At 44.1% G+C, this 14,697-nt stretch carries 12 protein-coding genes and 1 pseudogene; 3 read left to right on the top strand and 10 right to left on the bottom strand.

The genetic code is table 11. The features are described 5' to 3' along the window. Nucleotides 1-46: 46 nt before the first annotated feature. The 3 genes from QUA71_RS18570 to QUA71_RS18560 form a co-directional block, all read right to left on the bottom strand. On the bottom strand, nt 47-1,909 hold the full coding sequence (locus tag QUA71_RS18570) for a hypothetical protein (protein WP_333287189.1): 1,863 nt from the start codon (nt 1,907-1,909) through the stop codon (nt 47-49). 122 nt (nt 1,910-2,031) lie between these two features. Continuing rightward, the gene (locus QUA71_RS18565) at nt 2,032-2,358 is read right to left on the bottom strand and encodes a hypothetical protein (protein ID WP_333287187.1); all 327 of its coding nucleotides are present in this window, start codon (nt 2,356-2,358) and stop codon (nt 2,032-2,034) included. 56 nt (nt 2,359-2,414) lie between these two features. Further along, nucleotides 2,415-2,627, bottom strand: coding sequence for a hypothetical protein (locus tag QUA71_RS18560; RefSeq protein WP_333287185.1), 213 nt, complete (start codon nt 2,625-2,627; stop codon nt 2,415-2,417). A gap of 391 nt (nt 2,628-3,018) precedes the next feature. Between QUA71_RS18560 and QUA71_RS18555 the strand changes: the two genes are divergently transcribed. Then, a complete protein-coding gene (locus tag QUA71_RS18555; RefSeq protein WP_333287183.1) occupies nt 3,019-3,318 on the top strand; it encodes a hypothetical protein in 300 nt (99 codons plus the stop codon). A gap of 205 nt (nt 3,319-3,523) precedes the next feature. Next, complete coding sequence (locus QUA71_RS18550; protein WP_333287181.1) at nt 3,524-3,766, top strand: hypothetical protein; 243 nt, start codon at nt 3,524-3,526, stop codon at nt 3,764-3,766. A gap of 341 nt (nt 3,767-4,107) precedes the next feature. On the opposite strand, the gene QUA71_RS18545 is transcribed toward QUA71_RS18550, so the two are convergent. The 6 genes from QUA71_RS18545 to QUA71_RS18520 all read right to left on the bottom strand — a co-directional run bounded on the left by QUA71_RS18545 (nt 4,108) and on the right by QUA71_RS18520 (nt 12,954). Next, entirely contained in the window at nt 4,108-4,341 is a 234-nt protein-coding gene (locus QUA71_RS18545; RefSeq protein WP_333287179.1) for a hypothetical protein, read from the bottom strand. A gap of 15 nt (nt 4,342-4,356) precedes the next feature. Next, on the bottom strand, nt 4,357-4,560 hold the full coding sequence (locus QUA71_RS18540; RefSeq protein WP_333287177.1) for a hypothetical protein: 204 nt from the start codon (nt 4,558-4,560) through the stop codon (nt 4,357-4,359). After that, nucleotides 4,550-7,750 carry a DUF3987 domain-containing protein gene (locus QUA71_RS18535; protein ID WP_333287175.1) on the bottom strand — a complete coding sequence of 1,067 codons (3,201 nt, stop codon included), beginning with the start codon at nt 7,748-7,750 and terminating at the stop codon, nt 4,550-4,552. Before QUA71_RS18535 ends, QUA71_RS18540 begins: the two co-directional genes overlap by 11 nt. 384 nt (nt 7,751-8,134) lie before the next feature. Further along, nucleotides 8,135-8,314 carry a CopG family transcriptional regulator gene (locus QUA71_RS18530; protein ID WP_333287173.1) on the bottom strand — a complete coding sequence of 60 codons (180 nt, stop codon included), beginning with the start codon at nt 8,312-8,314 and terminating at the stop codon, nt 8,135-8,137. 2,137 nt (nt 8,315-10,451) lie between these two features. After that, entirely contained in the window at nt 10,452-11,372 is a 921-nt protein-coding gene (locus tag QUA71_RS18525; protein ID WP_333287171.1) for a GIY-YIG nuclease family protein, read from the bottom strand. 223 nt (nt 11,373-11,595) lie between these two features. Further along, nucleotides 11,596-12,954, bottom strand: a complete 1,359-nt coding sequence (locus QUA71_RS18520) for a hypothetical protein (protein WP_333287170.1) — start codon at nt 12,952-12,954, stop codon at nt 11,596-11,598. On the opposite strand from QUA71_RS18520, the gene QUA71_RS18515 reads away from it, so the two are divergent. After that, nucleotides 12,854-13,803 (top strand): IS630 family transposase gene (locus QUA71_RS18515; protein ID WP_333287168.1). Its coding sequence is split into 2 segments (ribosomal slippage): nt 12,854-13,190 and nt 13,190-13,803, totalling 951 coding nucleotides; the frame shifts between segments, so codons are not numbered across the junction. The two genes, QUA71_RS18520 and QUA71_RS18515, sit on opposite strands and share 101 nt — an antisense overlap. A 70-nt stretch (nt 13,804-13,873) precedes the next feature. Here the strand turns inward: QUA71_RS18515 and QUA71_RS18510 are convergent. Continuing rightward, a pseudogene (locus QUA71_RS18510) lies at nt 13,874-14,697 on the bottom strand (relaxase/mobilization nuclease domain-containing protein); the annotation flags it as partial.

Raw genomic sequence — 14,697 nt, 5'->3', positions numbered from 1 at the left:
AAAAAACCCCTGCACGGTGATGCAGGGGAAAGCGAATTACACTTTGCTAGTCAGAAGTTGAGTCGGGATGCAAAGACTTCTGGACTAGCTCCATAACCGCTAATTGAATCGGTCTGTGCTTCTGCACAGGCCGGCGGCGGTCGTAAATCGCCCGGAGAATCTGCGGGCTATGACCCATGCCATAAGCCAGAGAAGCAATGTCCGAGTCAGACGCTCCGTTATCCAAAAAATGAGTCGCAAAAATGTCCCGCAGCAAGTGAGGAGTCAATCGCTGCCCCGTTAAAGCATGAGCAGCCGTGCTGATATAGCTAGCCATACTGTCCTCAGCAAAAGGCGTGCCATTATGCCGCACAAAAACGAATTCACCCACCGCCTCGAACTGCAAGCGACCCGGCCACAAACGCCCAACCTCCTGCTCACCTGGTTTGAAAGCTGCCCCGCAGGAGCGCCAACTCCCATCCGGCATCTTATAATAGCCATAAAGCCATGCTTCCAAATAATCGTAGAAACAGCGCCCGTCAGGGAACTGCACGTTGGGAATCTCCAACTCTTGGTTTCCGTAAGTCTTACCGGTTTTGTAAGACTCCGACGTTACATCCTTGAACCAGCGGCCATCCGGCGTCCTAGACAGATAACCGCAATTCCTGTCACGGTTACGACCCGTCGGTAGAGGCTGGTACAAACCGTCAGCAGGTACATCCACAGGCCGCTTCACAGGACACTCAAGAGCCATTTTTAGCTCCCTAAACTCCTGCTGTCGCCGGGGAGGGCTATAAGTGAAACACCCCCAAAGCAAGTAGCGCTGGAAGCTGTAAGCAGTCGCCTTCAGAGACCTCGGAGAACCACACGCCAACTTCGGTTGGCACTCATCGCGCAGCGGTTCGACAATTAGTTCCAAAACTTGCGGCAAATCCAGCCACTTCTTATCAATATCCGCCACGGGGATGTGGTTGTTCAACTCCTTAGTTCCCAGTGACAGCCGTCCGCGCAAAACCTTCACTGCAGGCACTTCGCTGTAATCGCTAGAAGTGATTTCATTGTGGTATTGAAACTTCGCCACCGCCAGCAGCGCACAGAGGTAATTTTTGCGAGTGTGGGGGCTTTTGGCACCCCGCTCCTCGATCAAAAAGTTGCTGAATTCGCAGACCCAACAATCTACATACTCCCCTGCCTTAGCAGCCATTATGGCCGCAGCTTCCTTAGAAGCCGCATACTTGAGTTCAACCGGCGGAATTAAAGTATTCAAAGACAGCTCGTCCAACGGCACTCCCCGGTAGTGATGGAACCAGCCCAGCAAGTGAAGAACCAAACCAATTTGGTCGCTGCAGGCTGTAGTTTTCACCGGGTCTTCTAATCTACCCGGGCAGTGGGCGGAGGTACGAAACTTGTAGAACAGTTCAGTTTTAGCTTTTAACTTCTCTGACACTTGCTCTGGTTGCAAGCCGTAAGGCGGCAAAGCAGAGCGACTCGTCAGTAGCGTTTTCGCCATAATTCCATAGCCTCGACGGCGACGACCTCCGCAGCAATCAACAGATTTCTCAGGTAAGGTATTTCCCGGCCACCAGCCTTCCTGGCTAGACCAAGAAACAAGTTCCTTAAGTCGGCAGCTATAAACCTCCTTACTACTATCCGAGGGTTGCAGCAGTTCAAAAGCTTTTTCTTGAGCTTCCTTCGCAGTTGTGAATTGCTCAACGTTTATACCTTTTTTAAAGGTCGTGGCCCTGTCTATTTCAACTCGCGTGGGCCTGCGACCTTTGAAAGGCTCCAAGCCCCATCCTGGCAAAGTGTAACGGTTGATAGCCGTTTCAGTTTGAGCGATAATTTCTTGCGCTTTCTTTCGCGGGTGCTTACTCTGAATGTGAGTAGCATACAAACCGAGAATATCGGTCAAAGAGAGATTTTTTTTCATTGTTATAAGTCCTCGTAAAATGAAGGTATTCTGGTTTAGGTCTTGTGGCACTGCTACGAAGCTTTGAAAAGAGGGTTTCAGAAACTGGCTCTCATTCAAACAATAGCAAAAACTACAGTAAATCATAACTTTACTGTAGTTTTTATGTTAGGTGGCGGTCGGCTGTAAACCTTATAGACCAAGGCTTTTTTTCTTAAAAGCCAGCTTAGTTTATAAATAAGTTTTTGGCTACTTATAACCTCAAAAAAGCTTAGGTAAGGCATAGGAGCTAACACCTTGCTATGCTTAGTAAGGTAGAAGCTCGACACCGCACTCCAACCAATCCGCTGGCTAAAACTAGCAAAACTTAGCTCTTGTTTAATAGCTAACCTTTGCAAATTAGCCTCTTTTAGCTTTTGTATTTGATAGCCAAAATACAGTTGTGTGGTTCTGGGGATAAAAAGATTCATAGTGCAATCAGTGATGCTAAAAAAGGGCTGGAGTGTAGGAAAGTTGGGGTTGAGGACTAAGGATTAGTTTGGGTTGGTGAATGAGCTGGTAACTGCTCCAGTGTTCTAGCAAATTGCTCAACAACTTCTGACCGAGAAAGGCCTTTTTTTTGTGCATGAACATCCAGTAGGTGGATAGCCCTTGGTGTGAGGCTTAGGCCATAATTTTTTTTGATTTCGTCGTACATTTCGGGGACATTCCGCATACTTTTATGTTTTGGCTTAGCCATGTCAAAAACTCCTTTTTGCTTGGGTGAACAAACTTTCAATTGAATTCGACGTAAAAATAAACACAAAAAAAGGAGTTCGGGGGAACTCCTGTCAGGATTGATATTTTATTTAGTTATTGGCTGTAAAGCGTTGAAGAAGCCAACGCTCGCCAGCCAAGGTTATTGTCGAAATTTTAAAGAAAGTTATGAGTGCTGAGTTCGGATAGTGGGATGCTGTTTGTCAAGCAGCAAGCACTGGAATTTATAAAAAATTAGCGACATACAAGCTATTATAACTTACTAAATCAACATTAGCCCGATAAAGCTGTAGCGATTTCCCTCCCTAGGCTGGAAAATATACAAAGCTGACAAAGTACCAAAAAAGCAACGCATTAAACCAACGAAACTACCTATGACAATTGGCAAGCTTGAACTGATCATCAAAATTAACGAACTACCGAACAACGTAGAGACTAACAAAGACAACTGGAAAACCTTTGAGCTTGACTGCGACGGTCGGGTAGTGTCCGTTACTGTTAAGCCAAAAATATGGAAGAAGCTTGAAGATGCTGCTACCAACTATCCCCAATGGGTGGCTGCTATCGGTGGCAAAATGGGTGAATCTACCTCTAACGGCTTTGTGGTATCAGACCCGAATATCCAAGTCTTTGAGAAAAAACCGAAGGAACCTAAACCTGAAGCCCAGCAGTGAGAGAGATTTGAGTAGCAATTGTGCAGAAACTTGCGAACAGGGCTGAAAGCCTCGCTTAGCAAGGATTTCAGCCAAATCAGTTAGCAAGCCAATTTGGGGTAAATGGCTTGTATCCCCGCCTATCCCTTTATAGAAATAGTGGCTTCCTTATTCACTATCGATTTACCGAGGAATCAACCAGCAGCCGACGATCGCCAAAACATCGGTGGATGCAAGAAAAGCCCGCGTCGGTTGCCTCCGCAAAATCCTCCTCAATAGCTTAAGCTACGGCGTGAGATGGGTAGCCGATCGCCTGTTTGATTCTATCAGCTCCGTCGTGGGCGATCGAGCTGTCCCTCAAGTCGCTCGCTACCCAGGTGTGACGGGAGGAATTGACGTTAGTGCTGCTACGAAGTTGTCACAACAACAGGAGCAATGTGAGCAATCGGCACAGTCGGAGAGCGGGTAACACTCAAGCCCCTTGACACCTAGGATGCCCCATTCATCAGGGTGCATTATTTTTGGTCAGCACGTAAAAGTCCGGTTTGTACGGACAAAACCATTGCTTGCTACTAATCAAGAACAGCCATAACCAGTCCCAACAGGTCAAGACACGAACACCACAAAAAGGCAGTAATTTGGCAGGAAATTGCAGACGGAAAGCAGGATATTTTCAGGTAAATACAGGTAAAATGCAGCCCCTACAAATACCTGTATCTCACTGATTTTGTACTGCAAACGCCTGATTTTATACTGCAAACCCCTGACTTTAGGGCACACAAAAAATCAGCTAATTTTTTTGGTGACGGCTTAGATCGACGGTGCGGGGAGTTCGGTAAAATATTTTGGGCAACGCGCGACCAATTCCTGAAAATCTAGGAAGTGCCGATCGCCGACAACTTCCACCACATCCGCCGCCACCAATTCGCCACGGTTGATCGCCGCTTCTAAATCGCAATCAATACCCAACGCAACTCCGGGCGAATTCCAGGCGATCGCCTGTTTGATTCTGTTGGCGAAGTGGTGGGCGATCGGGACTAGCAAAGCTTGGAATTGCTGCTATTCGGTTTGGGTGAGGTCGGCCCAGATTTTTGCTCGATCGACATAGCCGTTCTGGTAGCAAACTTTGAGCACTGCTGCTACGTCTTGGGCTGTTTGACGATCGGCAGTGGAGATGGCGGCCCGGATAAAGCCAAGACATTCGAGGTGCGTGGCGGGGTCGGTCTGTGCGGGCGATCGGGTGGCAATTAGATTATTCGGCATCCTCAGTCACCTCCGGCTGCTCAAGCTTCTCTAAATCCTCCTTATCCAGGTCGGCGGTGTAGCTGCCGTCAGCCTTCCGGCAGGTGATTCCGTTCCGGTTGCGAATATCATCAACCGTTAATTTGACACCCGCGTACTGTTCCCCAAATTTCGTTCCGGTGTACCGTACCTGCGTACCCTTGAGCCAGCCAGTCGCTACCAGGAGTTTGAAGTTGAGGACTTCTTCCTCGCTCAACTTGGCTTTTACCGCTTCCTGTTGAGTTGGCGAGTTCTTGATTTTCTGCCAAGCTTCTCGTGCAGCAGCGCAGTCAATGGTGGCAATGGCTTCTCGAATGTTTTTGATGATTGCAAAACTTGATAACTCATCTGCAATCGGCGGGACTGTTGGCGAAGTGTTGGCAATTTCAAAAGTGTTGGCATCAACTGTAGACATTTTGCCAACACCTTCTACCGCTTGCTCAATATAGGTTTTAGCGCTAAGTGTTGGCGTGTTGGCAACTTCCTTAGAAATCTCACTAACTTGTTTATCCTCCCCTAAGCCAATTGGTTCAACTAGCTCTGGTGATGGGGGGCTTAAATCAAAAGTTTCGATTGCGTCTACAGTGTCAACACTTTGATGTTTTACATCTTGAAATCCTGATTCCGTATGAGGTTGAGGTTGTAAATTACTTGCCAACACTTTGTCTACACTTGCCAACACTTTAGAAGTGTTATTTTCTGAAATATCCACAGAATAGGGGTTTTGGTCTTTTTGAGACTCTTCAGAGTTTGTCAACACTTTTTGCACAAGTACCATCCGCGTACCCGTGCCTTGAGTTTCAGCTAAACCCATCACTTTTAACTCAGTAAAAAACTCACGAACCTTGAGAGCCTTAGTTTGCTTGAGATCCCTTATGGTTTGTATGGCCTGCCTTGCTGTGAGGGATTTAAATTCGGCTACCTTATCTAAGAGTTTCTTGAAAATAGGCGACAACTCACCAGTATCAGCATCCCCCTGTGATTGCAGGAGCGTTACTTGACCCAAATAAAACTCGGCAAGTTGGCATCCAGACTTCACAATCGACAGTGGAATTTCTTCCGGGACATCAGCAGAACCGCTGGCTACTTCCCAAAGAACGTGCAGCAAGCCAATTAATCGCACCGATTGACCGGGCATTTTTGCGATCGCCGCCTGCAACCCTGGTCTAGCCTCGGCGCGCTTCTGTTCATCTTTTTTATCGTGCCAGTCATCCCAATAAGTTTGACCTTGCTTGTCGAAATGAAGCTTAAGGACAGGCAGAGCATCAATTTTCTTGTAGATACCCTCTAGTAAATTGCCTAAGTCGTAGCGCGTATCGTCGCGCGGTATCTTGTACGGCCGCATCGGCATATGATACCAAAGGAAGCGGGCCCATTCCCCTTGAGAGTCGCTAAAGTCTCCTAGTAGAGCGCGAAGTGTGTCAGGTTGAATGCCTCCAGTGATTGACAGGGAATCACGAGCTAGACTAACGCGAGAACCATCACCCGATCGATTTTTCTTGACACCGCCACCGTTCCACCCTGACAAATAGCTTTCTTTATCAGCACCCTTGCCACCCTTGTAAGCGCCATGTGAGGCAAATAACCCGCTAAGCTCGTCTTTGATTAACGTTAAACCGTGGTCTGGTTGTTGCCCTTTTACCTTGTCCACAGCTTCGACAGTGGCGTTATCCAGATAGAGCTCACGAGGCGGGTTCGGTTTTTGTGGCAACTCACCGCTACTATCCTTTCTTTGTCCCTGACCCTGCGTTGCTTTGAGCGTCTGAACTTCGGTGTCATATATTTGAATGGCTTGCTGATACCGTGCATCTTCAACGCTTTGAAGTCGAACCAAGGGATTTTTTGGAATATTCAATGTCGGAGTTTTTCGCGCACCAGAAAGTGCTACGACGCCAGAATAAATCAAGAAGGGTTCGACAAAGTTGATACATTCCTTTGCAACGACACGGGAATTGGGATTGATTAATCCTGCGACGATCGGCAGCAAGTGGGTTAACACAGCTTCAGGATCTACTCCCATCCATGTCGCAACTTTCTTGATAGGTTCTGCTAGCGACGGGTGCAGGTAATTTTCAAGTGTCAGGCGGCGGTTGCTGATTTTCTGTAAATTTTCTACGTCTCTTTTTCGATCGAGTCGCTGATCGGCACGTTCAGTTTCCTCCAAAATTTCGTAATAGATGCGCCAAATTGTTTGAGGGTTGCCACCGTTAGCTAAGCCAAATATTGCCTCCGTAAGTTCCGATCCGGCTGTACCCATTTTGATGAGCTTGGTAAGTTCCGCTCTCAGATCAAAAAGCATGGGGGGGAAAAGAGGGACTACATTGCTGTTTGTCTCGCCGATCGAGTCTGGTTTTGCGCTTGAAACTTGCAAAACTTTCTTCTCTCCGATCGTCGCGAGCACATCCGCTGCACTCAAGCTTTGACTCTCAATCCAATCCTTGATATCCAATCCTTGGCTTTTCGGTGGATTGTCCCAAGCTTTCGATTCGGGGTAAGGATAAAGCCATTGAGCCTCTGGGAAGTGTTCGGAAACCTTCGCCGCGTCCTCAATCCCTGGTATATCCCGGTCAACGACAATAACGACAACTTTCGCGCCATCTAAATCACTTGTGTTGGAATCTCCCCAGTTACCCATACCGCCGATGCTGGTAGTGGCGGCCAGACCTAAATCCCACAAAGTGTCAGCACAAGATTCGCCGTCAACGAGGGCAATTAGCTCCCCCCTTGCTTTTGCTTCCTGCACCTCGGCATATCGGTAAATCCGGATACTAGCGCGGTCAACCTTAGTTGGATCACCTTCCTTTCCTAAGCCAGACAACCAGCATTTGTTGTCTTTGTCCCATCGGTCTTGCTCAAACTTCTTTTTTCTGCCATCACCAAAATCGGTTCGCTTGACTCTAACAAGCGGGGAACCGTCTTGAGCTCGATAGTAGTAATAAGTAGTTGCCGCTGGGCGGATTGGCTTTTGCTCTTGAATTGGGGCGTAGTAGAAGTGGCCATCTTTGTCAGTCTTGCTTGTAACTTCCCAACCCGTAGCGGGCGGTTGGTCACGGTTGCAGACTGAAAGCTCGCCGATCGAGTAGCACCAGTCTGGTTTACCACAGTGCGGGCAAGGGTTTGCTTTAGTGACAGGGATTAAGCTGCCTGATTTTTTAGAAAAATTGGCTACCATTACGCTAATCCCCCGATCGCTTCAAAACTGATAGCAGCGAATTCCCGATTAAGTATCGTAGTTAGGGAGGATCGCGCTATGATTGAGTCATAGACGGAATCGAAAGGGCTCTTTACGCTATGGGTAGCGTTAAACTTCACAATTTGCTTAATAGTACCGCTACAGCTAGCGCTATCATCTATAGCATCAACCGTCAAAACAACGCCCAAGACGCGCTTTGTTCTTTTTTCAAAATGTGGCATTATTAGAGTAACTCTTAGCGAGGTGGACATGACTGATTTGCTGTCGACATGACTGATTTGCTAACGTTTGTCGTCTCTCTGGCAAGTTTGATCGACAAACGTTAAAGGTTTATTTTATCTAACAATAGAAGCACTGAAAGCCTTATGCTGTCAGTGCTTCTTTGTTATGAGATTGTACTTTGGCGCCCGAATTGGCGTATTTATCTAGGTGATCTAGGTAAAGCCACATTGCCTCCTCTACAAAGGCAGATCGAGACACTTCAAAAGGCACTGCATATTCATCAATTGCCTTGGTTAATTCCGGCGAGAGCGCAAGAGTCACTCTCAATTGCCTGGTACATGGAAGCAGCATAAGCACCTTCTTAACTTTACTTTCTACCAATTCTCACATCATATTCTATACCCTTAGCAGGTAGGAGCGGCAGATAATAAGCTCAATTTAGCAGGTTTTTTTCAAAATACCAACAGAGCGAATATTGAACTTTTTCAGGTGTATTTACTAAGTTTTGTGACAAGTATAGATAAACAGGTAATTGACTAAGAAAACATACTGGTAGGTAAAAAAGAGAGCTAAGAGTTAGACATAATGTGAGTTACAGCCCTCATCTCTCTTGATAAAAGTGGCGCTTATTCGGGGTTAATTTCATTAAGTCTTGAACTGCTCCGGTATATTTGTTTAGGTATGTAACCCCTTGTTGGCTATCTAGACCGCTGCCAAAGGCACTCCGTCTCTGATACTTTTTTTTTGATTCTTTAGAGTGAAGACTATACTTTTTGAGCGATTTAACTTTAGCGTTTTCTCTTGAACGGCAGCATTACTATAAGCGAGTGCTATTAATAAAATGAGAGCCATCAGTCGCTTCCCTTTTAAGCCTGTTCACTCTAAATAATAACCTCCACTTCTCTAATCAAGGAAACTGTTTTCAATTTCCATCCGATGAAGAGTAAGCAGCGATTGCAATCGCTTAGAGAGCCTAAACTTGTCAGGATAAATCAACCCTCGTTAACCGATATGCCTAGATAATTTTTACCCCTTACAAGTCCCATCAACTCCCCCTATGGGTTGAGTCTTTCTGACTTAGACTTTAGGGAAATAGAGATTTTTTTGGGAACTAATCTTACCTCCTTCAACGGCTGGCTAATTTGAGGTTAGATTTCGATACAAAGAGAGCATTTAAGCCGTAAACAAAAATATACACCTGTCTCCCTGACACAGGTAGCCCGCTCAATCAAGCAAAATTTAGGTGTCTCTTGAAACCACTACTTTATAATCTTTCAAGAGCGGTAAAATTTCTGAGATCGCATTCCTTTTTTCTGTCAAATTACTACTTCAAGGCTTGGGTAACAGTGACCAGGATAAAGGGATAGCTCTCTTCTTGCCACTAGGCAAACCAACAGTATGTTTATATATCTCCATTGGGTGCGATTGATGACAGTTGATAAAGTCTGACCCACTTGGCAATAGGTGGTTAACCAATAAGTTATCAGGAGATACCCAATCGGGCGTTCCGGTTAATTGAGGTAAATTCAAGAACCTTTGTAATTTCCGATGTCGGCTTTCGGCGGTAATCGGGTAGGGAAACCAGAGGGCTAATTGCTCCAACTTAACTTGTCTGGACGATTGCAGTAGATTGAGCAGGATACTTAAGACTAAAAACTGAGTACGAGTTAAGTGTTGTTGGAAATGCGTCTGATAAAATAGAAGTAATATAATTTATAATAAGTCGTCGCTCGTTTGAAGGGGCTTATTTTAAAAAAGTACAAGTGGGTCAACGCCTTACCTTGTCTAGCCTCTAATGGGGTTGTTACCTCCAGAAAAAAATATGGACTAAGTAGTGAAAAAGTCCGATTGACCGTTGCAATATAGAGTTAATTATTCAAAGTAAGTTTTTAAGCTGTTCAAAAATATAGTGAAAAAGTTGAGAAGCCGATCACTTCCAACATCCCCTACACTTCCACGCCCATATCACAAACGCTTCATTTTTGACCCATTTGTGATATGGGCGTAAATTGCGGGTTAATCTGCCTTGCTACGCTTGGTTTTTGCTGCTGTTGCTGGCAAAGCGGGAGTTTCATATTGTTCTAGCCCTCTGTTTATTAGCTCTTCTAATACTTCTCATGTCCCGTCTCTGTAAAGCACACGCTGCTTTACAGCGCGCTCTCCCTGACGCAGGGACGCGACCCCTAACAAATACAGGTTTTGGTTTCAGACACAGACTAAATCTATGGAAAAAAAACCGCGCTACATAAGCGTTTTCAGGACTTGTAGTCATGTAAAAGATTTTTCAAAACCCGGAAAGTCTCACCCCCTATTGGTTTGGGCCGGAACGATAGCGAGCAGGCGGGGGAAGTTCCGTTTAAAACAAAATTATCAGGCTTTACTAACGCCGAGTCTGCATTGTTCAGACGACGGAATTGTGACCAATGTTCATTTAATAGCTTCAAAACTTGGTGGCGATTTAACGCGGAGATCGATCGCACAAGCTGAGAACATCGACCTCAACATTACCTAACGTTCTGGGCTTCATCTCATACAAATCATTCAGAACAGCCTTGACGTTCGGAAACGCAAAATATTCCGTCAGTTTCCCAATGCGGTAATTAAACGCTTTGTACCGATGTTTGAAGTACAGCTCCACATTCCCCCGGTGTTCCCACAGTCCCAGCAAGCTGACGGCGACATCCGAGTAATGCGCTCTCACATCCCGCTGCACTTCCGCGATGCGTTCCTCGATCGATCGAGTTGTCACTCCAATTTTATAGAATATGTTGCCGTCAGCTTTGACTTCAAGGAAATAGAGCGAATTCACCAAAATCCGACGAAGCTGTGATCGATAAATTAGCAAATCAGCCCGCCGTTCTTCCAAACAAGATAAACCCGCAGATAAAGCAATCTCTACAGAGTTTTCCAATGAAGCTAGCTCGGACACCAGCAAAGGTTCTTGGACTTGGTTGAACAACACCAGGGGAAGTGCGCCGACGGGGATTTTACCCAAATCGGTAAAGTGATAAGTGCGATCGCCCTCTGATTCCAACAATCCTTTCAATTGCCATCGAAAGTTTACCAAGTCTTTGGGAATAGCGTAATCCTGTGCGCCGTACTCTTTCCAGAGCACCTTCAACTGTTCTAATTCCTCACCCTTAAGTTGTATGTTGAAATTATCATAGAGAGGCAGCGATGGGAAAGCTTTGGTTTTAATCCGCTGCGACACGGGCTTGCAAGTTTCCTCGGTGTGGGCGAAGTGATGTTCTTTCACCGAACCCTTTTTCGCTGTCAATCCGCCACCGCAGTAGAGGCAAGTTAGCTGAGTTTTTCCGCGCACAACCTCATCAATGCTCGCCAGTTCTCCGGTGGGAGCAACACCAAATTTAAGCCACATTGTCAACAATTCTCCTTTCAGCAGGTTTTGTAGATCACCCGCTCCACATAATTAACGATTGTAATAACCGAATTAGACATTAGACACTGCCATCCGAAAAGATTACACCCATCCATAACCCCATTGTCGAGAGTTTACCGGTGTATCTCGAAATGGTAGAGCTATTAGTAAATCTGCTGGAAAAACTACTTTATCACGGTTCGCAGTTATTTTACTAGGGCTGCTAAGAACGACTTCTTTTCAAGGCAATAGATAATTGCCTTAATCGTTCGCTAACTTCTAAATTCGATTCTTTTGACTTCAAGTTATCAGGTATCTCAGCAAACAGAATTGGATTTCCTTGCAACCATTCATTGAGAGCTACGCCAGTCCAAGTACCTTCTTTCTCTCTAAAACTATCGACTAAACCCTTCAGTTCTTGAATACAGTATGACTCGAAACCAGAGGCACCGAAAATTGCATAGCGTAGGTATTCTTCAAACGCATTAATATCATTCTCTACCTCAAAAGCTACAGAGTCTTGTGGAGATGTCAGGTCTGTAGAAACTTCTACCACTATTTGCGTTGCTATTCCAGCAATTTGTGTCGCTACTCCTGCCACTCCTAAGACTTGTTGCCGAAGCTCAGGATTAAATAGTAAATCAGATCCATATTTTACATATTTTTTGAGAATTTTAAAGGCAGCTTCTTCGCCACTATAGTAGTTATCAACAATTTCAATATCTACCCCTAAACTTTTTATTATTTTATTTCGAGTATCACTATTTACAGGGCCACGAATCAGCGCTTCAGCAACTGGACGGGCAAAGCGTAAAAATAATACGCTTAAACTATTTTCGAGTTTTGCTAAAAAATACTCCTCTGAATTTTCAATTAGCCTAAATTTTACTTGGTTACTTTCCCATAATAAACTTGTCATGTAGTCAACTAATTTTAAGGCTTCATCCTTAAGTTCTAAAGCAAGTTGATGAGCAATTGAAGATAAAAGCTTACTAATATCGCCGTACAAACTATCACGCAAAGCAAAATTGGCTTTCATGCGATCGAACTCGGGATTTGAGTTAGCAAGAAAAATCGTATCTTTCTTTTTAAATGTTTCCTCCCTAAGTTTCTTCATTTCTGCCTCAACGATTTGTAAATATCGCTCTCTAAATTTTTCTATTTGAGTGAATGAGTTAGCACTTGAACTCTCTAAGGGTTTATTGACAACAGAATGTTCGTAATATTTTTGTAAGTCAGCTCTAATTATTTCCCATTTTTGGTTCCACCATTCTGTAAACAAAACTCGTCGATTATTTTCTTCAAAGAGCTTTGCTTCTTCAGGATTTTCAGGATATTTTTTGCTAACTCTAATATAAATTTCTTCAGAATTGCTGATAATTTTATCGATAGACGCTTCGCATCTTTTCTTTAAAATATAGCGTTTTTCACAGCTATGAGGTACACTTAGTAAAGTAAAACTATTGAGAGGAAAATCATCAATGCAACCGTATTCACTAGATTTTAGAAAAAAAATAATAGAAGTGAGAGAACAAGAAAATATTTCAATAAGAAAACTAGCAGAACGTTTTAAGGTAGCCAAGAGCTTTGTTCAAAAATTACTAAAAAGAGCCCAAGAGACAGGAGATATAAGTCCTCTTGCTCAAGGAGGAAGTCCACCCAGCAAATTAAATAACGAACAATTAGTGACTTTAGTGGAAATAATAGAAGAGAATAATGATGCAACTTTAAAAGAACTAACTGAAATGCTTGAGTTAAAAACCGGAATAAAAGTAAGTATATCGACCATGGGAAGAATTAGCAATCAACTCAATTATACTTTCAAAAAAAAACACTCTATGCGGCAGAGAAAACAAGCGAACGAGTTCAAAAAGCCCGAGTAGAATTTTGGGATAAAATCAGGGATATTAGGGCAGAAGACCTGATTTTTATAGATGAATCAGGAGTTAATCTAGCAATGGTACGACTATATGGAAGAGCCTTAAAAGGTAAAAGAGCGAGAGGAGAAAAACCACTAAAAAGGGGAACCAATATTTCTTTGATATCTGCTTTATCTAGTACAGAACTGGTGGTATCAAGGAATATTTATGGTGCAGTAAATGGAATAACATTTGAAGCATTCATCCTGAGAGAATTAGTCCCTAAACTTTGGAAAGGTGCTTGTGTAGTTATGGATAATGCTAAAATTCATTGCGGAGAAATGGTGAAAAAATTTATCGAAGAGGCAGGAGCAAAGTTAATTTATTTGTCTCCTTACTCTCCCGAGTTTTCCCCGATAGAAAATTTTTGGTCAAAAGTGAAATTTCTGTTAAGAAAACTTAAAGCCAGAAATTATTTAGACTTAATTGATGCAATTACAGATGCTATGCTACAAGTTACTAAAAAAGATATTCATAACTGGTTTGCTCATTGTTGTTACTGTACCTCATGACTATAGTAAACGCTATAGTCTAAAAATTCCTCAGTTGCGTAAGTAGTATCAATTTTTAAAGCTGTAAAAGCTAATCCAGTTCAAGGTCTGGGATGCGCTGTTTATAAGGTTGGTTATTTGGTTGAAATTTTTGCTGTTCTTGCTCAATTAATTCTATCCAGATATCATTCCAACTTGACTGTGGATTGACAAGTTCTGCATCCGGTAGTAGCGAGATCGAATTTCGAGCGAGCTGATAATCTTCTGCAATCGCTATAATAACGCTATCGAGTTTTTGTAAGAATTGTATAGGCAGTTGTGAAGCTCGTTCAATTCCTAGGTAAAGTGTCGCTGGTGCTGTTGTAGAGTTATCCTGTTCAATAAGCAAAATTGAAAGGGCTTCGATTGGGTTACAGGCAATCACAGCTCGCTCAATTTCTCCAGTAGTCGCTACCCAGAAAGCAGCTTCAGATGACAAGGGATGCGTTGTAGTAAAGTTGCCTCTTTCATCAAGAACAAAAGCGAACCGGGCTTCCCCCTCAAGCGTCCGTCCTGTAAAGACAGCCTTTTCTGAGCCGGCATACAGCCAAGAATGAGAGTGCAATAAATCGAGTAACTCTAAAGGTAAACTGTACTCGACTGCTAGATGCGAACGCACTTTTTGCCACTGAGTTTCATTCCTTTCAGGCAGGATTGACAGTTGTAACTCTAACTCATTGGCTGTTGCAGGAGTTGCAGGTGCGGTTGCTGCTAGCTCAGATTGTGACAACTCTAACTCAATTGCTGTGGTAGGAGTTCCATGTGTAGTTGTTTCTAGCTCAGATTGTGACAACTCTAACTCCGATGCTTTTGTACTCGTTGCAGGTGCGGTTGTTTCTAGCTCAGATTGTGACAACTCTAACTCCGATGCTTTTG

Origin of the sequence: Microcoleus sp. MON1_C5, from assembly GCF_036701875.1 — a bacterium.
Classification (GTDB): Bacteria; Cyanobacteriota; Cyanobacteriia; order Cyanobacteriales; family Microcoleaceae; genus Microcoleus.
The sequence above is the reverse complement of the archived record's forward strand: the minus strand, read 5'-3'. Positions and strand labels throughout refer to the sequence as shown.